This is a genomic window from Vibrio sp. WZ-1 (assembly GCF_052037695.1).
In the GTDB taxonomy this organism is placed as follows: domain Bacteria; phylum Pseudomonadota; class Gammaproteobacteria; order Enterobacterales; family Vibrionaceae; genus Vibrio.
This window is the reverse complement of record NZ_JBQEQR010000080.1, coordinates 104166-127200: the sequence shown is the minus strand read 5'-3', so window position 1 is coordinate 127200 and position 23035 is coordinate 104166. Positions and strand designations below refer to the sequence as shown.

The 23035-nt window shown below is 44.9% G+C and carries 18 protein-coding genes and 1 riboswitch; of the genes, 11 read left to right on the top strand and 7 right to left on the bottom strand.

From position 1 onward, the window contains the following. Window positions 1–9: 9 nt before the first annotated feature. Window positions 10–486: a glycine zipper 2TM domain-containing protein gene (locus ACTS60_RS17200; protein ID WP_440889247.1), complete on the top strand. Its 477-nt coding sequence runs from the start codon at window positions 10–12 to the stop codon at window positions 484–486. Between the two features lie 161 nt (window positions 487–647). Then, window positions 648–1928, top strand: coding sequence for a 3-phosphoshikimate 1-carboxyvinyltransferase (gene aroA, locus ACTS60_RS17195; RefSeq protein WP_440889246.1), 1281 nt, complete (start codon window positions 648–650; stop codon window positions 1926–1928). Between the two features lie 64 nt (window positions 1929–1992). On the opposite strand, the gene ACTS60_RS17190 is transcribed toward aroA, so the two are convergent. After that, entirely contained in the window at window positions 1993–2241 is a 249-nt protein-coding gene (locus ACTS60_RS17190) for a YciN family protein (RefSeq protein ID WP_010447215.1), read from the bottom strand. Window positions 2242–2720: 479 nt separating this feature from the next. On the opposite strand from ACTS60_RS17190, the gene topA reads away from it, so the two are divergent. From topA to ACTS60_RS17170, 4 genes are all read left to right on the top strand, one after another. Then, a complete protein-coding gene (topA, locus tag ACTS60_RS17185; RefSeq protein ID WP_440889245.1) occupies window positions 2721–5348 on the top strand; it encodes a type I DNA topoisomerase in 2628 nt (875 codons plus the stop codon). Between the two features lie 486 nt (window positions 5349–5834). Further along, complete coding sequence (gene glgC / locus ACTS60_RS17180; protein WP_440889244.1) at window positions 5835–7052, top strand: glucose-1-phosphate adenylyltransferase; 1218 nt, start codon at window positions 5835–5837, stop codon at window positions 7050–7052. Beyond that, complete coding sequence (gene glgA, locus ACTS60_RS17175; RefSeq protein ID WP_440889243.1) at window positions 7042–8499, top strand: glycogen synthase GlgA; 1458 nt, start codon at window positions 7042–7044, stop codon at window positions 8497–8499. The genes glgC and glgA overlap by 11 nt, the downstream gene beginning before the upstream one ends. Before the next feature lie 121 nt (window positions 8500–8620). Beyond that, window positions 8621–9424, top strand: coding sequence for an alpha/beta fold hydrolase (locus tag ACTS60_RS17170; RefSeq protein WP_440889242.1), 804 nt, complete (start codon window positions 8621–8623; stop codon window positions 9422–9424). A gap of 32 nt (window positions 9425–9456) precedes the next feature. Here ACTS60_RS17170 and ACTS60_RS17165 read toward each other — a convergent pair whose 3' ends face one another. The 5 genes from ACTS60_RS17165 to torD all read right to left on the bottom strand — a co-directional run bounded on the left by ACTS60_RS17165 (window position 9457) and on the right by torD (window position 13750). Beyond that, entirely contained in the window at window positions 9457–9774 is a 318-nt protein-coding gene (locus ACTS60_RS17165; RefSeq protein ID WP_440889241.1) for a putative signal transducing protein, read from the bottom strand. Further along, the gene (locus ACTS60_RS17160) at window positions 9771–10466 is read right to left on the bottom strand and encodes a TVP38/TMEM64 family protein (protein WP_440889240.1); all 696 of its coding nucleotides are present in this window, start codon (window positions 10464–10466) and stop codon (window positions 9771–9773) included. Before ACTS60_RS17160 ends, ACTS60_RS17165 begins: the two co-directional genes overlap by 4 nt. Before the next feature lie 115 nt (window positions 10467–10581). After that, on the bottom strand, window positions 10582–11172 hold the full coding sequence (locus ACTS60_RS17155) for a TfoX/Sxy family DNA transformation protein (RefSeq protein WP_010447229.1): 591 nt from the start codon (window positions 11170–11172) through the stop codon (window positions 10582–10584). Between the two features lie 116 nt (window positions 11173–11288). Next, a riboswitch (cyclic di-GMP riboswitch) is annotated at window positions 11289–11379 on the bottom strand. 271 nt (window positions 11380–11650) lie between these two features. Further along, window positions 11651–12655 carry an HTH-type transcriptional repressor PurR gene (gene purR, locus ACTS60_RS17150; RefSeq protein ID WP_440889239.1) on the bottom strand — a complete coding sequence of 335 codons (1005 nt, stop codon included), beginning with the start codon at window positions 12653–12655 and terminating at the stop codon, window positions 11651–11653. Window positions 12656–13102: 447 nt separating this feature from the next. Beyond that, the gene (gene torD / locus ACTS60_RS17145; protein ID WP_440889238.1) at window positions 13103–13750 is read right to left on the bottom strand and encodes a molecular chaperone TorD; all 648 of its coding nucleotides are present in this window, start codon (window positions 13748–13750) and stop codon (window positions 13103–13105) included. 232 nt (window positions 13751–13982) lie between these two features. Here torD and torR point away from each other — a divergent pair, with 232 nt between their 5' ends. Then, a complete protein-coding gene (gene torR / locus ACTS60_RS17140; RefSeq protein WP_440889237.1) occupies window positions 13983–14696 on the top strand; it encodes a two-component system response regulator TorR in 714 nt (237 codons plus the stop codon). Between the two features lie 87 nt (window positions 14697–14783). Here torR and elyC read toward each other — a convergent pair whose 3' ends face one another. After that, window positions 14784–15569: an envelope biogenesis factor ElyC gene (elyC, locus tag ACTS60_RS17135; protein ID WP_440889236.1), complete on the bottom strand. Its 786-nt coding sequence runs from the start codon at window positions 15567–15569 to the stop codon at window positions 14784–14786. A gap of 114 nt (window positions 15570–15683) precedes the next feature. Between elyC and cmoM the strand changes: the two genes are divergently transcribed. The 4 genes from cmoM to mukB are packed head-to-tail and all read left to right on the top strand — an operon-like array spanning window position 15684 to window position 22986. Then, a complete protein-coding gene (gene cmoM / locus ACTS60_RS17130; protein WP_440889235.1) occupies window positions 15684–16484 on the top strand; it encodes a tRNA uridine 5-oxyacetic acid(34) methyltransferase CmoM in 801 nt (266 codons plus the stop codon). Further along, a complete protein-coding gene (mukF, locus tag ACTS60_RS17125; protein WP_088881080.1) occupies window positions 16477–17814 on the top strand; it encodes a chromosome partition protein MukF in 1338 nt (445 codons plus the stop codon). Before cmoM ends, mukF begins: the two co-directional genes overlap by 8 nt. Continuing rightward, entirely contained in the window at window positions 17795–18520 is a 726-nt protein-coding gene (mukE, locus tag ACTS60_RS17120) for a chromosome partition protein MukE (RefSeq protein WP_005532796.1), read from the top strand. The genes mukF and mukE overlap by 20 nt, the downstream gene beginning before the upstream one ends. Window positions 18521–18522: 2 nt before the next feature. Continuing rightward, window positions 18523–22986, top strand: a complete 4464-nt coding sequence (gene mukB / locus ACTS60_RS17115; RefSeq protein WP_440889369.1) for a chromosome partition protein MukB — start codon at window positions 18523–18525, stop codon at window positions 22984–22986. The last annotated feature ends 49 nt before the right edge of the window (window positions 22987–23035 follow it).

The window sequence follows — 23035 nt, the reverse complement described above, 5'->3', positions numbered from 1 at the left end:
GAGCTTATTATGCGTGGAGTAAGACTTAATATAAAACGATGGGCATTGATCATACTGTTTTTGCCATTTTTCGCCAATGCGGCTTATGAAAGAAATGTAGCAAAGCCGGTTAATCAAGTTGTGTATGGTAAAGTGGATTCAGTGCGGTACATAACGCAGCAAGAAGTGAAACAGTCACAAAGCAATGGCTGGGAGACGTTATTAGGTGCCACTATCGGTGGTTTAGTTGGTAACCAATTCGGTGGTGGTACTGGCAAAGAAGTAGCGACTGCTGTTGGTGCGCTTGCTGGTGCAGCGGTAGTCAGAAACCGCGGTAATTATGAATATACCGTTGAATACAAGCTGGTAGAGTTGTTAATAAGGGTCGATGGCGACACGCTTATCAACGTAATTCAAGACGTCGATAATAGTATGTTGTTTACCCGTGGAGATGATGTTCGTATCTTGTACTTTGATGATGGCGTTAGAGTGGATATCGCTTATTAAGTCAACGTTTGCGCAACAAAATCATAGCTGATTAATTATTCAAAAATTAGCGTGTATTTGCTCTGGTTTTGTGAGGGTTTTTTCGTTAGTCTGAATTCACGAAGAATTGTTTAGCTCTCAAAAAACGTGAAGTTGAGAGCACAAAGGATTATCAACTTTTAATGGAAAGCCTAACGTTACAACCTATCACTAAAATTCAAGGGGAAGTGAATCTTCCTGGATCTAAAAGCGTTTCCAACCGAGCTTTACTGTTAGCTGCTCTCGCAAAAGGCACGACTCGCTTAACCAACCTTCTCGACAGTGATGATATTCGTCACATGTTGAACGCGTTAACGACTCTTGGCGTTCAATACACACTATCTGAAGACAAAACGGAATGTGTCGTAGAAGGTCTTGGTCGCCCATTTTCTGTCTCTGAGCCTGTAGAGCTTTTTCTGGGTAATGCCGGCACGGCGATGCGCCCACTTGCTGCAGCGCTCTGTCTAGGAGAAGGAGAATACGTTCTTACTGGTGAGCCTCGAATGAAAGAGCGCCCAATTGGTCACCTTGTTACTGCGCTAAGAGCGGCTGGTGCAGAGGTTGAGTATCTAGAGAGCGAAAACTACCCACCCCTAAAAATCATAGGAACAGGGCTTAAGTCTGGTTCTGTGTCGATTGATGGCTCAATATCTAGCCAATTCTTGACCGCATTTCTTATGTCAGCGCCATTGGCTGAAGGTGAAATTCGTATCAATATCGAAGGCGAATTAGTTTCTAAGCCATATATCGACATTACATTGCACATCATGAAGCAATTTGGCGTTGATGTTATCAACAATGATTACCAAGAATTTGTCATTCCTGCTGGTCAGTCATATATCGCACCGGGTGATTTCTTGGTGGAAGGTGATGCTTCATCGGCTTCTTACTTCTTGGCTGCCGCTGCTATCAAAGGTGGTGAAGTTAAAGTCACTGGTATTGGTAAAAATAGTATTCAGGGTGATATCCAATTCGCTGACGCACTAGAAAAAATGGGTGCTGAAATCGAATGGGGGGATGATTATGTCATTTCTCGTGTTGGCCAACTGAAAGGCATCGATATGGATTACAACCATATCCCAGATGCGGCTATGACCATTGCGACGACTGCGCTGTTTGCTGAAGGCACTACCGCCATTCGTAACGTATTCAACTGGCGTGTAAAAGAGACTGACCGTCTATCCGCTATGGCGACAGAGCTTCGAAAAGTCGGTGCAGAGGTGGAAGAGGGTGAAGATTACATCATCGTGAAGCCAGTATCACAGCTTAAGCATGCTGCGATTGATACCTATGATGATCACCGCATGGCGATGTGCTTTTCGTTGGTGGCGCTAAGTGATACGCCGGTGACGATTAATGATCCTAAGTGTACCTCAAAGACCTTCCCAGACTACTTCGATAAGTTGAAAGCATTGAGCTGCTAATTCGTCTTATTGAAAATGAAAAGCCAGAGTGAGTACTCTGGCTTTTTTATTGAATTTTAGTTACTTATTTATTCAATGTGAATTCTTTAGAAAGATGGTGTGCTAGGTATTTAAACATATTGAATACCGCAGTTGTCTTCGGTGTCGGTAGGCCTTTCTCATCCAAGAAATACTCACCTTTAAATACCAAAACATCGTCCTTTTCTTCAACACTCGTTGCACGCATCCCTTCGATAAAGTCATCGTGCTCTTGGATAATTTGGTTTGCAATTAAAAGAAGGTCAAACTCTTCAATGTGTTTTCTATCAGACATGGTACTCTCATCATTCAATGAAACTTGATGGAGCGCAGTATACCCTCAATAGTCTTAGGTTTGCAGGCTAAAAACTGTGATTGCGTGTTTTACGAACATCGCACGTTAATATAGAGGGAGTAGCGAAGCGATTCTCATCTGCAAATCGCCGATATTTCATTGTCATAACTTAAGGTTACGTTCTAATCGCATAAGACAAATTATTTTGTGATGAGAGACAAAATTTATCGAATTCGACTAGCGAGAGGAAACTTTGCCTGCTTAGTATATGCCGCTCAAGACCTTTTGCAGAACCCTGCCTTGTCAAAGTATAAAGGCGATGAATTGTCAACCAATCGGATCTGAATTTCAAAAAAGCAGTTGATCTTCTTTTCATCTCGCACAATAGTAAAAAAAGAAGCAATGAAATAGAACATTATGCGGGTAGCTTCCTTTGGGAGTTTTAACCCGCATTATTATGAAGGACGTTAGAGTCAGTTATGGGTAAATCACTCGTTATAGTGGAGTCACCAGCCAAGGCAAAGACGATAAACAAATACCTTGGTAAAGACTTTATTGTTAAGTCTAGTGTTGGTCACGTGCGTGATCTCCCTACGGCCGGTCAAAGCACTGGTGAGAAAAAAGCCGCGGCAATTTCTACAAAAGGAATGAGCCCAGAAGAAAAAGCGCGAGTCAAAAAAGAAAAAGACCGTAAAGCTTTGATCAAGAAAATGGGGATTAACCCATATCATGACTGGGAAGCGAATTACCAAATCCTTCCAGGCAAAGAAAAAGTCGTAAGCGAACTGCAAAAATTAGCCAAAGATGCTGACCATGTCTATCTCGCAACCGATTTGGACCGCGAGGGGGAAGCAATCGCATGGCACCTTCGTGAGATCATCGGCGGTGATGAAGAGCGATACAAACGCGTAGTTTTTAACGAGATTACTAAGAATGCTATCCAACAAGCTTTCCAAACACCTGGTGAGCTAAATATGGATGGTGTTAACGCACAGCAAGCACGTCGATTCATGGACCGCGTTGTAGGTTTCATGGTTTCTCCATTACTATGGAAGAAAGTCGCGCGTGGTTTGTCTGCTGGTCGAGTGCAGTCAGTAGCGGTGAAGCTATTGGTTGAGCGTGAGCGTGAAATCAACGCTTTCATTCCAGAAGAGTTCTGGGATATCAACGCGAATACAAACACTAAAGACAAGACGGCATTCAAACTTCTTGTTGCGCAAAAAGATGGCGTTGCGTTTAAGCCTGTTAACGAAACAGAAACCAAAGCAGCACTTTCTGTGCTGGAAAAGGCGAGCTACGAAGTCTGTAAGCGAGAAGACCGCCCAACGAAGAGTAAGCCGTCTGCACCGTACATCACTTCAACACTTCAACAAGCGGCAAGTACTCGTCTTGGCTACGGCGTTAAGAAGACAATGATGCTAGCGCAGCGTTTGTATGAAGCGGGTTACATCACCTATATGCGTACCGACTCAACCAACTTGAGTACGGAAGCGGTAGATGCGGTTCGTGGATTCATCGGCTCTGAGTATGGTGACAAGTACCTTCCTGCTAAACCGCTAACATACGGTAGCAAAGAGGGCGCACAAGAAGCCCACGAAGCGATTCGTCCTTCCGATGTTGCTGTGAAAGCAGAAGACCTACAGGGTGTTGATGCGGACGCACACAAACTTTATTCATTGATCTGGAATCAGTTCGTTGCATGTCAAATGACGCCAGCAGAATACGATTCAACGACAATCAGTGTTAAAGCAGCGGAATTCACGCTAAAAGCGAAAGGTCGTATCCTTAAGTTTGACGGTTGGACTCGTGTACAACGTCCAATGGGTAAAAACGAAGATACGATTCTTCCTGCTGTTCAACTAGGCGAAAAACTTGACCTAGAGTCACTAGAGCCTAAACAGCACTTTACTAAGCCACCTGCACGTTTTACAGAAGCTGCATTGGTTAAAGAACTTGAGAAGCGCGGCATTGGTCGTCCTTCTACTTACGCTTCAATCATCTCTACGATCCAAGATCGCGGCTACGTAAAGGTTGAGCAGCGTCGTTTCTACGCAGAGAAGATGGGTGAAATCGTTACTGACCGTCTAGATGACAGCTTTAATGATCTGATGAACTACGACTTTACTGCTCGTATGGAGCAGAAGCTTGACCAAATCGCTGAAGGTGAAGTGAAGTGGAAGTCAGTGTTAGACAACTTCTTTACCGACTTCACTGGCGATCTTGAAAAAGCAGAACAAGATGAAACTGAAGGCGGCATGAAGCTGAATCACATTGTGATGACAGACATTGAATGTCCGACATGTAGCCGCCCAATGGGTATTCGTACTGCATCTACAGGCGTTTTCCTTGGCTGTTCTGGTTATGCGTTACCACCTAAAGAGCGTTGTAAAACAACGATCAACTTGGGTGACGAAGATGGCATCATCAACGTTCTAGAAGAAGATGTGGAAACCGCTGCGTTGCGTGCGAAGAAGCGCTGTCCTATTTGTGAAACAGCGATGGATGCGTACCTGATTGACGATAAGCGTAAAATGCACGTTTGTGGTAACAACCCAAACTGTGAAGGCTACATCGTTGAGCACGGTGAGTTCAAAGTGAAAGGCTACGATGGTCCTGTTGTTGAGTGTGACAAGTGTGGCTCTGACATGGTGCTTAAGAACGGTCGCTTCGGTAAATACATGGATTGTACGAGTGAGACGTGTAAGAACACTCGTAAGATTCTGAAGAACGGTGAAGTTGCGCCTCCGAAAGAAGATCCCGTTCATTTCCCTGAACTACCATGTGAAAACTCGGATGCTTACTTCGTTCTACGTGATGGCGCTTCTGGCTTATTTATGGCGGCAAGCAACTTCCCTAAATCACGTGAAACTCGTGCTCCGTTAGTATCTGAACTTGCTCGCTTTGAAGAACGTCTTCCTGAGAAGTTTAAGTATCTAGCGACAGCGCCAGCAGCAGATCCAGATGGTCGCCCTGCAGTGGTTCGCTTTAGCCGTAAGAGCAAAGAAAACTACGTGCGTACTGAAGATAATGGCAAGCCAAGTGGCTGGACAGCCTTGTTTATTGACGGTAAGTGGGAAATCACGGATAAGCGCAAAAAAGCGAAGTAATTCGATTCCATAACGATAAAGGCAGCGAAAAAGCTGCCTTTTTTATTGCCATAGTTCTTCATTTTTTGATTGTCATAGAGTTTTCATCAAGGTGCCGTATTTTAATTGAGCGTACTGATTTGTACCCTCGCTGTGTGTAAATTGTTTTCATGATGTAAACGATTGCGTGACTTAGTGTGACCGGATTATCGTCTTGAGCAAGTAACATCTGTACGCGACACAGAATGGCATATTTAAAATTGTAATTTAATTCCAATTCGATAATTTAATACCTAATAAGTGCAACTGCTTGCTGCCAATTAGTACAAAAATATATCGAATAAATGCGGCAGCACAAAGGAAAGCACAATAGCTTAATTTTGCTCGCTAACTCACGGTTAGAGTTGGTGGAGTAGATACTATAAGGTATCCGCTCGATTACCCCTGAGGCTTATCATGATCGAGTGGATATGGAAATCCAAGCTATAACTATATGGAGAACAACGAATGGCTGGTGTTTTGGGAATGATTCTTGCTGGCGGTGAAGGCTCTCGTCTGAGACCTTTAACGGAATCCCGCAGTAAACCTTCGGTCCCTTTTGGCGGAAGTTACCGACTTATTGATTTCGCTTTGAACAACTTCGTGAATGCCGACTTGATGCGCATTTACGTCCTAACTCAATTTAAATCTCAATCTTTGTTTCATCACATGAAAAAGGGGTGGAACATCAATGGCATCACAGATCGCTTTATCGATCCAATTCCTGCACAAATGCGCACAGGTAAGCGTTGGTATGAAGGCACAGCTGATGCGATCTATCAAAACCTACGTTTTATGGAACTGGCAGAACCTGATCAGGTATGTATCTTCGGTTCAGACCATATCTATAAAATGGATATCAAACAGATGCTGGCTTTCCACGAAGAAAAAGAAGCGTCTTTAACGGTTTCAGCGTTGCGAATGCCGTTATCTGAAGCGTCTCAATTTGGTGTTATCGAAGTGGATGCAGAAGGCCGTATGGTCGGTTTTGAAGAGAAACCAGAAAGTCCTAAATCCATCCCTGGAGACCCAGAACACGCGCTTGTATCTATGGGCAACTACGTGTTCGAAGCACAGACTCTATTTGCTGAATTGATTGAAGATGCCGACAATGAAGCCTCTACGCACGATTTTGGCAAAGACATCATTCCTAAGATGTTCCCGCGCGGCGACGTATTCGTGTATGACTTCAGTACAAACCGTATTACTGGTGAAAAGGAAGAAGTGTACTGGCGTGATGTAGGTACGATTGATGCCTATTGGCAAGCTCATATGGATCTACTTGAGAAAGACGCTCCGTTTTCGCTATACAACCGTAAATGGCCACTGCACACCTACTACCCACCATTACCGCCAGCGACCTTTACCGACTCAGATAATGGTCGAGTCCAGATCATCGATAGTTTGGTATGTAATGGCAGCTATGTGCGTGGATCTCGTATTGAAAAATCGGTGCTGGGTTTCCGCAGTAACATTGCCTCAGCGTGTGACATCAGCCAATGCATATTGCTAGGTGATGTTAAAGTGGGTGAAGGCTGTGTGCTTCATCGCGTGATCGTAGATAAGGATGCCGATATCGCACCTGGTACACAAATTGGTGTTAATCTGCAAGAAGACAAGAAACACTACCATGTGTCAGAGGATGGTGTTGTTGTTATTCCAAAAGGAGCACGTGTTGGCTACTAACAATTTGTCTGTTCTGTTTGTAGCATCTGAGGTCGAAGGGCTGATTAAAAGTGGTGGCTTGGCTGATGTAGCCAAGGCACTGCCGCAAGCGCTTCAAAATCATCAGCAAGATGTACGAATTTCTATTCCTGCCTATACAGGCATAGAACAGTTGTCGGAAGCTGAGACTGTACTAGAAACAGAATTAACGAGTTGGCCTCATACCGCTTATCGAGTTTTAAAGCTAATGCTTGGGGATAATCAAGTTTACTTGATAGATTGTCCGCCGTATTTCAATCGTCCTTCCATGTATGCAGAAAATAACCAAGCCTACACTGACAACGGCGAGCGCTTTGCTTTTTTCAGCGCAGCTTGCCTTGATATGTTACCAAAGCTTGGCTTCCAACCAGACATCGTTCATGCCAATGACTGGCATACGGGCTTAGTTCCATTCCTACTCAAACATCGATATGGAAACGACGCCTTTTTTGCAAATACTCGCAGTGTTATCTCGATTCATAATGCGGTATTTAAAGGGGTATTTAGCTACGATGATGTCCAGTGCCTTCCTGAGTTCCATAGCCGAAACGTGCCTGACGCAGCTGTTAGTGCTACACACATCACGATGCTAAAAGCAGGTGTGATGAATGCAGATAAGATCAATGCTGTAAGTCCTACCTATGCTGAAGAGCTTAAAACCGAGCTTGGAAGTCACGGTATGGCATGGGAGTTTCAGCAACGCTCGACGGATTTGGTTGGTATTCTTAACGGTTGTGATTACAGTGCGTGGAATCCAGAAACCGATCCTAACCTGCCATTGAACTACAAAGCGAATCGTCAAAGCATGGTTCGTGGTAAGAATGCGTGTAAGAAAGCGCTTCAAGAAAAGCTTGGGCTAGAAGAATCCGACTGTGCGATGTTTGGTATGGTATGCCGCCTAACTCAACAAAAAGGTGTGCATTACTTACTACCAGCGTTAGCAGACTTTCTTAAGCACGATGTTCAAGTTGTGGTTGTTGGAACGGGTGATCCTATCTTAGCGGCTCAGTTGAGAGATGTGTCAGCACAGTTTGCCAATAAGTTTATTTTTGTTGAAGCCTACGATAACGAGCTCGCCCACTTAGTCGAGGCCGCTTCTGATTTCTTCTTGATGCCTTCAGAGTTTGAACCTTGTGGTTTGAATCAGATCTACAGCATGGCTTATGGCACCTTACCAATCGTTCGTGGAGTGGGGGGGCTTAAAGATAGTGTCAATGATTACGATGTTGATTCCGCGGATGCGACAGGTTTTGTTTTTTACGAACCAACACCTCAAGGATTACTTCTGACGATGTTGAGAGCGTTGTTGCTTTATGCACAAAATACGAACGAAGTAAGGCGTGTTCAGCTCCAAGCTATGCAAAAAGATTTCTGTTGGCACAAAGCTGCAGAAGAATATTTGCAGCTGTATAGGGCTGCGTTAAATTAACGCAAAATTTTTAAAAATTGTAACTAAAGGCACCGAATGAGGTGCCTTTATTACCTTGTACTTATAGAGTGTGGTAGGATTTACTCACACTTTTTCATACAGAATGTTTTCAGACTGATAAATGACTCAGCCACTTCTATTCCATAAAACCTATATACATCCCACCAGTAATGAGTGGGTCGTTTTCGTACATGGTGCTGGTGGCAGTTCGTCAATATGGTTTAAGCAACTTAAGGCATATAAAGAACACTTTAATTTAGTTTTAATTGACCTGCGTGGACATGGTAAATCAAATCAGTTAATCAAAGAGTTGATGACAAGTCGCTATACTTTTACGGAAGTTACGCAAGACATTCTAAAAGTTTTGGACCACCTTAAGATTCAATCGGCTCATTTTGTTGGTATGTCTCTGGGGACCATCATTGTTCGTAACCTTGCTGAACTAGCCTCGGAACGCGTACGTTCTATGGTTCTCGGTGGGGCGGTAACACGTCTGAATACACGTTCTCAAATTCTGGTGAAACTTGGCAACCTTGGAAAACATATTCTGCCTTATATGTGGCTATATAAGCTGTTTGCCTACATTGTGATGCCACAGAAAAACCAACGTGAATCGCGACATTTATTCATTCGTGAAGCGAAGAAGTTGTGTCAAAAAGAGTTCAAACGCTGGTTTATCTTGGCCGCTGACGTTAACCCTTTGATGAAATACTTTAAAGATCGTGAACTCCCGATTCCAACGCTGTACTTGATGGGCGATAGAGATTACATGTTTATCAAACCAGTTAAAGAGATGGTTGCGGTACACAAGCAAAGTGTTTTACGTGAGATCCCTGACTGTGGTCATGTGTGTAATGTAGAAAGGCCAGATGACTTTAATCAACACTCCATCGAGTTCATTAAGCAGCAGAGTTTAGCTGCCTAAATCCGAAATGATTGAAAAGATAAGGGGAGCCATTAAGGCTCTCCTATTTGATACCCGCATTGCCAACATGCACCAAACTGCCCTTCATTCTGCTCCAAACAATTAGGACATTGCCAATCTTGGTAACTCTGCTCTGCTTGTTTTTGATAGTCTTCGACAATGGCTGAAGCTTTCAATTGTTGCTCAGGATATAAAAGCCAAACATAAGGGTCTGTATCATTACCAAATGGCAATTCCCCCTTTAATCCGAACATCCCTTCGCCTCTTACTTCACAGCCTATCTGCTCGGTCTTGAGAAGCTCACAGACGATATGAGCTTCAGCGGGATTTTTTGCGATGAATACCTTCATTGCGCATTTCCATTTTGTTGTACTTGAGTTGGGCGGATTTTATTCATTACCCACTTGGCGATGATTGGAAACAAACCAAGTAGTGCAAATGATGCTAATACGGTGGGAGACACAATACCTGAAAGGCTATCTATGGTGGCTAATTGAGTCCCCGCATTCAGGTAAACAGCTGTACCCGGTAACATACCTACTTGGCTGGTTAAATAGAACCGTGCAATCGTCATAGGTGTCAATCCCATCAGCAAGTTGATAAGAAAAAATGGAAAGACGGGAATTAAGCGTAGAGAAAACAGGTAAAAGGCCCCATCTTTTTCAACGCCTTGGTTAATGGCATTCAGTTTGTTTCCAAACTTACTTTGTACCCATTCTCTCAATAAGTAACGGCTACTTAAGAAGGCAACTGTTGCGCCAATGGTGCTGGCAAAAGAAACCAATAAGAGACTGGTCCAGAAACCAAATAGAGCAGCACCCAGAAGCGTTACTACGGCAGCTCCGGGAATGGAGAAAGCGGTGATAGCTATATACGCAAAGAAATAAGTTGCTGCAGCAAGTACGAAATTTTGGCTAATAAAAGTGTTCAACGCCTCTTGCTGTGCCTTGGCGTTTTCTAGGGTTAGATATTGACCAAAACTCACACCTAAAAAGACAATCGTCGCGAGTAGGATCAGTCCTAAAATCAGTTTCTTATTCATATCTATCACTCCATTTCTGCTTCTTAGATAATAAGACAGAATGGAGTGAGAAAAAATTTCAAAAAAACCGCAGTGTAAAACTGCGGTTTATGAATTCCTGGAGCTCAAACTTGTGTTATGAGAGGTGGTTAATTAGCTCTTCTCGACGAGATTGAGGTACAACACTCCAATGAGTACCATTAATGGCGCCCTCAAGGGCCCACAGTAACTCGATGCTTACAGAAGCTGTATGTGTTTCTTGGATCGCCTTGTACGCGTTTAACGCCCCTTGTTCTTCAAGCTGCGTAACAGAATCTATGCCTGCTTTCTTAAGCATTCTCTCTGTTGCTAGCCTAAGGTTCGGTAGATCTTTTAAACGAGTCGGTTTAGAGCTGGCTTGCTGTTCTTTTTCAAGCTTTGCAGTTTCGAGCGAACTTTTGGCTACTTCCACTAAGTGTTGTGGTGTGTCCCAAAGGTCTGGTGAAACGGCATAGTACTTTGTGACTACAGGAAATCCACGCTTCTTGTATACGTAAGGTTTAAGTCCCTGAGTTTCAAAGTCTGAAGATGTCTTTTTATCGGCTCTGATATGAAGCTGGTTGTTAACGACTAATGCAAACATTGTTTCATCAGCAAAAAGGCCAAAGCCGCCAAACATTGAGCGTGACTTGATCGTACCAAGCACCTCAAAAAGCTTCATAGAGTCTTTGAGTATCGGTTTATCCATGATGTGTTATCTCGGTGTAATTTAAATTACGCCACCAAAAATCAGGTCCGAGAGATTAGCAAACGCATGCAGACACAATGTCATTAAAGGGTAAACTCGTCATATGCATACTTGCCATCGGTAACCCCGCTACCATGCTATCTCATGCGATAGTTTAGGCCGGAAGCTTTGCGTCCCACTCTTTAGAGTGGTTTGCCCTGTGCGTGACACTGAAAGCATACTTCCTACATTGGACTAATATCACATTCTGCGCTTGTAAATGTGATCTTGGTTCAGTTAATAGTTATTTTTTCGTGAGTTAAGTTTCATAGATTAACAAAGTGGTCTACCAGGAAATTGTCAGCGCTAGAGAGTTGACTGTACGAAGAAATAACAAGTCTGCAAAGTTCTACATACAGAACTGTTGTCATGGATGGGTTGTTAAATAAAAAGCATCCATATGGATGCTTTTTGATGATGAGTAAACGAGCACTAAAGATTAGTTGATCTTTCTAACCGTGTTTCTAATCACGATCTCTGGCTGCATTTCAAACACTCGTTTTTCGTGTTCTTTATCTTTGATACGCTCTAGTAGGATCTCAAAAGCGTTTTTACCCACACGACGTTTTGGTTGGTGGATAGTCGTTAGTGGTGGTGAGAAGTACTCTGCCAGCTCAATGTTGTCATAGCCGATAACAGAAACATCATCTGGTACCTTGATACCGTTCTGCTGAAGGCGGCTCATCAAGCCAAGTGCCATCGTGTCATTGAAACAGAAAACTGCGGTAGGGCGTTTTTCCATTGCAGTAATGTTATCTGCCGCTAGCACAGCGGTATCACACTCAAAGTTGCCTTCAAGAATCCAATCTTCGTTAACCGCAAGGTTTGCTTCTGCCATTGCACGACGATAACCCGCAATACGCTCTTGGCACGCAGCTTTTTCGAAGTGACCGCTTAAACACGCGATGTCTGTGTGACCATTGTCGATCAGATATTTTGTCGCGATGTAACCGCCTTCTTCTGAGTTATCAATGATCTTGTCTGCTTGTGAGCTTTCTGGACCCCAGTCCATCACAACTTTAGGTATGTCTGAGTGACGGTCAAGCATCTCTTTTAGTTCTTCCGTCAGATCAGAACACATTACTAGAATGCCATCTACACGCTTTTCAGCGAGCATGCGGATGTAGTCACGTTGCTTCTCGTAAATACCGCCCGTGTTACATAGGATAAGAGTGTAACCTTGACGGTAACAGTAGCTCTCAACACCATCGATTACTTCAGAGAAGAACAGGTTGGTAGATTGAGTTACTAGCATACCGATGGTACGAGTTGAGTTGCACTTTAAACTGCGTGCAACGGCACTTGGTGCGTAATTAAGTTCATCCACCGCTTTCATTACTTTTTCTTGAGTTGCTTCTGCAACAAAGCGAGTTTTATTAATTACGTGCGAAACCGTAGTGGTAGAAACGCCGGCTAAGCGAGCAACGTCTTTAATAGTGGCCATAAATGATGTCCTGTATCGAGCTACTGTAAATACCGTAGTGAAGACAACCATACGCTTAGGGTCTTGCGCAAACCGAGCAACTGCGAATAGGGGCATTGCTGAGATATTTGGCAGCGGTTGTTCCGAAATCGGTATAAAAAGGTTTGTAGCAACATTTATCGCTGAGTCTCATATTCCTTTCTTATACTAAGTGAGGAATTGGTCAGCAATCCTGTTAAGAAAACACAAAAACCGCTTTATTTCAGCGGTTTACATATAAATCATATTTAATCGTTTGCGCTCACATTTTAGACTGATGCGGGCAAGCTGGCAATGTTTTAAGCAGCTGTTTTGTGCCTCGGAGGTCACAGTTTAACGGCTAAATGGATTGTATTTCTCTGCGCCAGATTAAAAACAAACGAATAAAATAGGGAGTCTGAATGACAGACTCCCCAAAATAGGCGGCAATTATTCACCAAGAAGGTAGGTGCTGTCCAGTTTACAAAATGCAATTAATAGTTGCGCGACACTAACATAGAAGCCAAATTCATCGAATTGCTTACATTTAGCGGCAAACTGAGGTAGCCATGTCAAAAGGTGTTGCTGGATGAACTCATTTTGCTTTTCGAATGCATCTTCCATGTGTTTTTCCTGCTCGAGTTCATTTGAGCGGATAATCATATTGCCTAAAAAATCTAACTCGACTGCTAAATGATCCGCAGGCTCTTTTAGATTTTCGTCAACTTGCACACCAAAGTCTGCCATCAGCCTTTCCATCTCTTCTGCTGGTTTATCGTTTAATAAACCAGATTCACCGATGTACATTGAGGCATAAGGTAGCGCACCGTGCTTTTCTGTTTTAAGAAAAAGTTCACAGAAGTCCGCAGCTAGCTCTAACTGAGCATCTTCACGATCTTGTAGGCGGTTAAGCGCATCAACAAGGGCATTAACGGATGGTTTGAGTGTTTCATTTTCACCTAAACCAGCTAAAAAGCTTCGAATTTCAACACTATGATAAGATTCCAGTTCCTTGTCTGTCAGCTCTTTTGCAAACAGGCTAGAAAACCACCAATAAATCTCAGCTCGTTTTTCGTTAAAAGCTTTCACTTCTTGCATTTTTTTGCTCCCAAATAGTTATCCCCTAAGTGTAAACAATTAAAATGAATAGCAGTAACTATAATTGTTATGGTTTATTGGGAAATATGCATGTTTATGAATGGCGGCAAATAAGCTTGTTTTGCATCAATAAATCCACAAAATCTTGCTTTTTATTGTAACTATTACTAGATATGTTACTAGTTATGAATAGAATACGTCTTGGAAGATAAAAAAGACAGAAGTGGTGTAAATGAGCTATCACGTATTAGTCGTAGAAGATGATGTTGTAACTCGCAGTAAGCTTGCGGGCTATTTCCAAAATGAAGGTTACAAAGTTAGTGAAGCAGAAAGTGGTGCTGAAATGCGCGAAGTGCTTCAAGAGGGCGACGTAGACCTGATCATGCTGGATATTAACCTGCCGGGTGAAGATGGCCTTATGCTTACGCGTGAATTACGCAGCCAATCAGATATCGGCATCATATTAGTGACAGGACGCACGGATAGCATTGACAAAATCGTTGGTCTAGAAATGGGCGCAGACGATTATGTAACAAAGCCTTTTGAACTAAGGGAATTATTAGTTCGCGTTAAAAACTTGCTGTGGCGTATTTCAGCGGCTCGTAACGGTTCACAAAAAGCAGCGAACGACACAAATGAAGAACACATTGTGCGTTTTGGTGAGTGGATGTTTGATATTCAACGTCGTGCTCTAAGCCGTAACGGTGAGCCGGTGAAATTAACCAAAGCAGAGTATGAACTGCTGGTCGCACTGTCTTCATACCCAAATCAGGTATTAAGCCGTGAGCGTATTTTGAATATGATCAGCCACCGAGTGGATGCGCCAAATGACCGTACAATTGATGTATTGATTCGACGCATGCGCGCTAAGATGGAGTTTGATCCAAAGAACCCACAAATTTTTGTGACCGTTCATGGTGAAGGCTACATGTTCGCAGGTGACTAGGGTCTGTTGACTTAAATCAACGCGATAAAGAAAAAGGAGAGCAATGCTCTCCTTTTTTGTGCCTGTAGGTTTCGTTTTGAAGCCGGCTTAATGCGCTTCTTCGACAGGTGCCTGGCCAATATTATCTCGCAAGTGCTGCCAGATAATACCCATAGTCTCGTGCCAGTATCGCTCCGTTTGCTCTAGGTACTGTGCTTTTGGTGCATAACGATGCCAAGGTTGGTTGACATCTGCAACAGCCAAGAAGTTGGTTGGGGCAGGAATTGGCTGAATCCCTGCTGCACGAAACTCGTACATTGCGCGCTTCATATGGCTTGCTGACGTTACCAGTACAATATTTTTCTGTTTTACAAATGCGGCAGCTTGTCTTGCTTCTTCCCAGGTATCTTTAGCATCTTCAAGCAAGATAATGTCAGACTTAGCAACACCAAGAGAAAGGGCTACGTTAGCCATCATACGAGCGTGACTGAGTTCTGAACCTCCCGCGTAGCCTGACAAAATGAGTTTTGCGCCCGGGTACATACGAAGAATACGTATGCCTTCAGTGAGCCTCATTAAAGCAGCGCGACTTAGTTGTGAGGTGGGTGGTATTTCGTCATCGACAACATGCCCATTTCCTAAAACCATCACGTAATCGACAGATTCCGATACCGGTAAGAAGGCTTTGTACTCGCGTTCCAAAGGCATAAGCAACTTGGTTGCAATAGGTTGAAATGAGGCAAGGAAGATGCCTGCAAAGGTGAATAGAACAATGAAACAACCAGTTTTACGTTTGCTAGTAAAACTAATTAAAAATAGGCCTAATAGACCAATCAGCAGTAAGGCCGGTAAGGGCATGAGCAAGGCTGATATTACTTTTTTCAGCTCAAACATACTTAAATAGTCCGAAAAAACATCAATTGATTATAAAAATGAGGGAGACCCTCTTTATTCCTGCTTTTCTTGTGCCAGAATAGCGGCACAATCCGATATGATAACCCAGTAGACGTGACAGAAGACCGTAATTTCGACGATATCGCCCACAAATTTGCAAAAAATATTTACGGATCTGATAAAGGTGAGATCCGCCAAATCATTGTATGGGAAGATTTTCTACAGATTCTAAGTGAATTGAATACCGACCAGCAAGCCCTGCAGGTTCTTGATGCTGGTGGTGGCTTAGCGCAAATGTCGCAAAAGCTTGCTAAGCTCGGACATCACGTTGCTTTATGTGATCTATCTTCGGAAATGCTGCAACTAGCAAAACAGGATATTGAAAAAAACGGTTTGCTTGAGCAGTATCGCCTGATTCATTCGCCTGTCCAATCCATTGGTGACCATATGGAAGAACAGGTGGACCTTGTCATGTTCCACGCCGTGATGGAGTGGCTCGTTGATCCCAAAACGGCACTCGAAACGGTATTGGAACAGGTCAAGCCGGGGGGCATTGCATCGGTTATGTTCTATAACCACCACGGCTTAGTCTATAAAAATGTGGTTTGTGGCAACATTCCTCATATTTTAGACGGCATGCCTCACCGGAAAAGATTTAAACTACAGCCACAAAAAGGCCTAAAACCCGAAGAGGTCTATCAGTGGATAGAAGATTCTGGTTTTAGTGTTTGTGGTAAATCTGGTATTCGTTCCTTTAGTGATTACATAGGCAATATGCAATACATGGGCGATTACGAGTTTGAAGATGTGTTGGCGCTAGAAAAACAACTTTGTCGACAAGAGCCATACCTCTCATTAGGCCGCTATATTCACGTGTGGGCTAAGAAGAACGATAACAGGAATAACGATGAGTGAGATGACTCTCAATGCTGCAGAGCAACCAATCGACGAATTGGTTGGCTGGGTAAAGCAGCACGATTTCTCGTTGAACCTGACCACTGAGCGACTGGCGTTTTTGATCGCTATCGCTGTACTAAGTAATGAAAGGTTCGATGAAGAATTGGGTGAAGGTGAATTGCACGACGCATTTGCCATCGTCACTCGACTATTTGATGAGACGGGCGAAGCTTCGGCTTTCCGCGCAAACAATGCCATCAATGAGATGGTTAAGCAGCGTCTTATGAGCCGTTTTGTCAGTGAAATTACTGACGGAGCGAGCATTTATCGCTTATCGCCATTAGCGATAGGAATTACTGATTACTACGTGCGCCATCGTGAGTTTTCAAAGCTACGTCTTTCTATCCAGCTATCCATGGTAGCGGACGAAATGGCGAAAGCGATTGAAGCTGCACAAAAGGGTGGCACTCCAGGCCATTGGAAGAAGAACGTATACGGGATCTTGAAATATTCTGTAGGCGAAATCTTCGACCAAATTGACCTCAACCAACGTGTGATGGATGAGCAGCAACAGTCTGTGAAACAGCAGATTGCTGACCTGCTTAACAAAGACTGGCGTGAAGCAATCAACAACTGTGAAGCGCTTCTGTCAGAAACATCCAGCACGTTGCGTGAACTTCAAGATACGCTGCAAGCTGCCAGTGATGAACTGCAAACTCAGATCCTAGATATCCAAGAGATTGTCTATGGTGACCCTGAGCTTGAGTTTATTGAAGAAGCCTTGTTTGGTCTGCAGATGAAGCTGGACCGAATCACAAGCTGGGGCCAGCAAGCGATCGACCTTTGGATTGGTTACGACCGACACGTGCACAAGTTTATCCGTACCGCGATCGATATGGATAAGAACCGTGCGTTTAGCTCGCGTCTGCGCCAGTCCGTTAAAGACTACTTTGATTCGCCTTGGTATCTGACTTATGCAGATGCAGAAAGGCTTTCTGACCTTCGTGACGAAGCCCTAGTACTGCGTGATGACGAGGTAACAGGTCAAGTTCCGATGGAAGTGGAATACGAAGAGTTTCAACAAGTCAACGATGAGTTGGCAGAGCGTATTGGTGACATGCTGAAAGCGCATAAAGACCAAGGCGTGCCAATTGACTTGAGCGTGGTACTGCGAGATTACCTTGCACAACACCCTCACACTCATCACTTTGATTTAGCTCGCATTGTCGTTGATCAGGCGGTACGTATGGGATATTCCGAATCCGACTACCAAGCTGTTCAGCCAGACTGGAAAGCAATCAACGAATTTGGGGCAAAGGTACAAGCGAATGTCATCGACCGATACTAATGAATACATGTCAGAGAATCTGGCAAAAGCAATTTCTAACCCTCTGTTCCCAGCGCTAGATAGCATGCTTCGAGCAGGGCGTCATATCTCAAGTGAAGATCTAGACAACCACGCGTTGTTGTCAGACTTCGAACTTGAGCTTTCTTCTTTTTACCAGCGCTACAACACCGAATTGGTGAAAGCGCCAGAAGGCTTCTTCTACCTGCGTCCACGTTCAACGTCTCTGATTGGCCGTAGTGTACTTTCTGAGCTGGACATGCTGGTGGGTAAGGTACTGTGTTTCCTTTACCTAAGCCCAGAACGTCTTGCGCACGAAGGCATCTTCACTAACCAAGAGCTTTACGACGAACTGCTTGCTCTAGCAGATGAAAACAAGCTGATGAAGCTAGTGACGAACCGTGCTACCGGTTCTGACCTTGATAAAGAAAAGCTGTTTGAAAAAGTACGTACGTCACTTCGTCGTCTACGCCGACTAGGCATGATCATCAACATCGGTGAAACAGGCAAATTCAGCATCAGTGAAGCGGTATTCCGCTTTGGTGCCGATGTACGTGTTGGCGATGATATGCGTGAAGCGCAGCTACGTCTGATCCGTGATGGTGAGGCGGTAGTGCACACTAAAGAGCCAAGCCAAGGCAGCCTATTGTCTGAAGAAGATCAAGACGACCAAGCCCAAGAAGAAACAACAGAAGAGGGTGAAGCATGAGCATGATTGAACGCGGTAAATACCAATCGCTGACCATGGTCAACTGGAACGGCTTCTTTGCCCGTACGTTTGACATCGATGGTCTGGTCACCACGCTATCAGGTGGTAACGGTGCAGGTAAATCAACCACAATGGCGGCATTCATCACCGCATTGATTCCTGACCAAACGCTACTGCACTTCCGTAACACCACAGAAGCAGGCAGCAGCCAATCGTCTCGCGATAAAGGTCTGTACGGTAAGCTACAGCCGGGCGCATGTTATGCGGCGCTAGACGTGGTGAACTCACGTAACCAACGCCTATTGTTCGCAGTAAAACTGCAGCAAGTTGCGGGTCGTGATAAGAAAGTAGACATCAAACCGTTTGTTATCCAGGGTCTTCCAAGCCATGTGAAACCAACGGATATCTTGATTGAAAGCGTATCAGCGACTCAAGCTCGTGTACGTCAAATCAACGAAGTAAAAGAATCGATCGCAGAATTTGAAGGTGTTCAATTCAAAGCGTTCTCTTCTATCGTGGATTACCACGCACAAATGTTTGAATTCGGTGTGATTCCGAAGAAACTGCGTAACTCTGGTGACCGTTCTAAATTCTACCGCCTGATCGAAGCATCGCTTTACGGTGGTATCTCAAGTGCGATTACACGCTCACTACGTGACTACCTTCTGCCACAAAACGGCGGCGTGAAGAAAGCGTTCCAAGATATGGAATCGGCGCTACGCGAAAACCGCATGACGCTAGAAGCGATCAAAACCACGCAAGCAGACCGTGACTTGTTCAAACACTTGATCACAGAGTCGACTAACTACGTGGCGGCGGACTACATGCGTCACGCGAACGATCGTCGTAACAAGCTGGATAAAACGCTGTCATTGCGTTCAGAGTTGTTCGGTTCTCGTGAAACTCTCGTTGAGCAAAACAACCTGCTTAACCGCGTTCAAGAAGAGTTAGAACTGTTGATCGAGTCGGAATCTGCGCTAGAGCAAGATTACCAAGCGGCTTCGGATCACTTGCAACTGGTGCAAAACGCACTGCGCCAGCAAGAGAAGATCGAACGCTATCAAGAAGATCTTGAAGAGCTAAGTGAGCGTCTTGAAGAACAGATGATGGTAGTGGAAGAAGCGCAAGAACGCGTGATGATGGTAGAAGAGCAAGCGACCGTTGCAGAAGAAGAGGTGGACAGCCTTAAGACGCAACTGGCGGACTACCAACAAGCACTCGACGTTCAGCAAACTCGTGCACTTCAATACCAACAAGCGGTTCAAGCGCTGGAGAAAGCGAAACAGCTACTTGGCGATGACAGCCTAACGGCAGAATCGGCACAAGCGCTTGTCTCTGAGCTTAAGAGCAAAGAATCAGAAAGCACTAACGCGTTGCTATCGGTTAAGCACAAACTGGACATGTCTTCTGCAGCAGCAGAGCAGTTCGAAACCGCGCTTAAACTGGTACAGAGCATCGTTGGTCAAGTTGAGCGTAAAGACGCGTCTGAACATGCGAAAACCGCAATTGCGAAAGCGCGTGAATCTCAGCAAGTTGCGCAAAACGAACAACAATGGCGTGCACAGCACCGTGACCTTGAGCGTAGCCTTAACCAGCAACGTCAAGCGCGTGAGCTAGTCAACGAATACCAAAAGCAGTTCCATGTTGAACTGACTGACGAAATCACGTTTGAACAAGAACGTGAGCGTCACGCGATGCAAATCGACTCACTAGAAATGACGCAGGAAGACGTGCGTGAGCAACGCAGCGAACAGCGTCGTCTAGAGCAAGATGCAGCAGCGGAAATCAACAAGCTAGAAGCTATTGCTCCAACTTGGATTGCGGCGAACGATGCGCTAGAAAAACTGCGTGAACAAAGTGGCGCTGAGCTAGAAGATAGCCAGTCAGTCATGAGCCAAATGCAAGTGGTGCTTGAGCAAGAGAAAACTCTTTCTCTGGCGAAAGACAAACTGGCAGAGCGTCGCAGCCAACTTGACACTGAGATTGAGCGTCTTGCTTCTCCTGGTGGTTCAAACGACCCTCGCCTGAAAGGTTTGGCAGATACTCTAGGCGGCGTATTGCTGTCTGAGATCTACGATGACATCACAATTGATGACGCGCCTTACTTCAGTGCGATGTACGGTCCGGCTCGTCACGCTATCGTCGTTTCTGATCTGTCTGGTATCGAAGAGAAACTGGTAGAGCTAGACGACTGTCCTGAAGACTTGTACATCATTGAAGGTGACATCGATGCCTTTGATGACAGCTCATTCGACGCAGAAGAGTTAGAAGGCGCGGTTTGTGTTCGCATGAACGATCGCCAAATGCGTTACTCTCGCTTGCCTGAAATCCCACTGTTTGGTCGTGCGGCACGTGAGCAGCGTTTAGAGCTACTGCGTAACGAACGTGAAGAAGTGGTTGAGAAGCACGCGAAAGCAGCATTCGATTCGCAAAAAATGCAGCGTCTTTACCAAGCGTTCAACCAGTTTGTGGCAAGCCACATTCAAGTAGCATTCGAAGCTGACCCAGAGCAAGCGCTGGCAACCATTCGTGACAAGCGTAACCAAATCGGTCGCGTACTGGCTGATCTGGATGCAAAAGAGCAACAGCAACGTTCTCAGCTTCAAACCAGCAAGCAAGCGTTGTCTTCTCTAGACAAGTTGGCACCAAATATGGCGCTGATTGAAGATGAGTCGCTGCAAGCGCGCTTTGATGAGTTGGAAGAGAAAATCGCCCAACTTTCAGATGCAAAAGCTTTCCTAAATAACCACGCGAAAGCGGTGGCGGAACTGGAAAAAGTCGCAGTTTCCCTAGATGCCGACCCAGAGCAATTCGATGCGCTAGAAGCAGAATACAAAGCGGCAGATCAGCAGCTACAAGATCTTAAGAAGCAAATCTTTGCACTCTCAGATCTCGTTGAACGTCGTCACTACTTCGCTTACTCAGATTCAGTAGACCTGCTGAACAAGAGCAGCGAACTGAGCGAGCAGCTAAAAGCGAAATTGGTTCAAGCGGAGCAGATGCGTACTCGCTCTCGTGAAGAGTTGAAACAATCGCAAGGTCAAATGAACCAATACAACCAAGTATTGGCGTCACTGAAGAGTTCACACCAAGCGAAACTGGAAACGGTTCAAGAGTTCAAACAAGAACTGCAAGAGTTTGGCGTTAACGCGGACGAAGGTGCAGAAGAGCGTGCAATGCGTCGTCGTGATGAACTGCATGAGCGTCTACACACCTCTCGCAGCCGTAAGAGCGAATACGAGCGTACAATCACCTCTACCGAACTAGAGATGAAAGGTTTGGCGAAACGTCTGAAGAAAGTTCAGAAAGAATACGTTGAGCTGCGTACCTTCGTGGTTGCCGCGAAAGCTGGCTGGTGCTCGGTACTTCGTCTGGCGCGTGAGAACGATGTTGAGCGTCGTCTACACAAGCGTGAACTGGCTTACATGTCAGCGGATGAACTGCGTTCAATGTCGGATAAATCATTGGGTGCACTACGTCTAGCGGTTGCGAACAACGATGACTTGCGTGATGCGCTGCGTCTATCAGAAGACAATGCACGTCCAGAGCGTAAAGTTCTGTTCTACATCGCGGTTTACCAACATCTTCGTGAACGTATTCGTCAGGATATCATCCGTACTGATGATCCAGTGGAAGCGATCGAAGAGATGGAAGTAGAGCTAGCGCGTCTAACGGAAGAGCTAACGCAACGTGAAAACCGCCTAGCGATCAGCTCTGAGTCAGTAGCAAGCATCATCAAGAAGACGATTCAGCGTGAGCAAAACCGTATCCGTATGCTAAACCAAGGCTTGTCGAACATCTCGTTCGGTCAGGTGAAGGGTGTGCGTCTAAACGTGAAGATCCGCGAAAGTCACGAAGTACTACTGAACGGTCTGGCGACACAACAAGAGCAGCATAAAGACCTGTTTGAATCGACTCGCTTTACCTTCTCTGAAGCAATGGCGAAACTGTTCCAACGTGTGAACCCACATATCGATATGGGTCAACGTTCTCCTCAGGTTCTAGGTGAAGAGCTACTGGATTACCGTAACTACCTAGAGCTAAGTGTAGAAGTGAACCGTGGTACAGATGGTTGGCTACAAGCTGAATCTGGCGCGCTATCAACAGGTGAAGCGATCGGTACCGGTCAGTCAATCCTACTGATGGTTGTGCAAAGCTGGGAAGAAGAGTCTCGTCGCCTGCGCAGCAAAGACATTGTGCCTTGTCGTTTGCTCTTCTTGGATGAAGCAGCGCGTCTGGATGCGAAATCAATCGCGACATTGTTCGAATTGTGTGACCGTCTGGATATGCAGCTTCTTATCGCGGCACCAGAAAACATCAGCCCAGAGAAAGGTACCACCTACAAACTGGTGCGTAAGGTGTTTAAAGACCACGAACACGTACACGTAGTTGGTCTGCGTGGTTTTGGTCAAACGGATAAGCCTAAGACCGAAGCACAAGAGATGATTGAAGAGTTTGAATCGTAATCTTCGAGTCTAGCAAAACGCCCGCAATGAACGCGGGCGTTTTTGTATC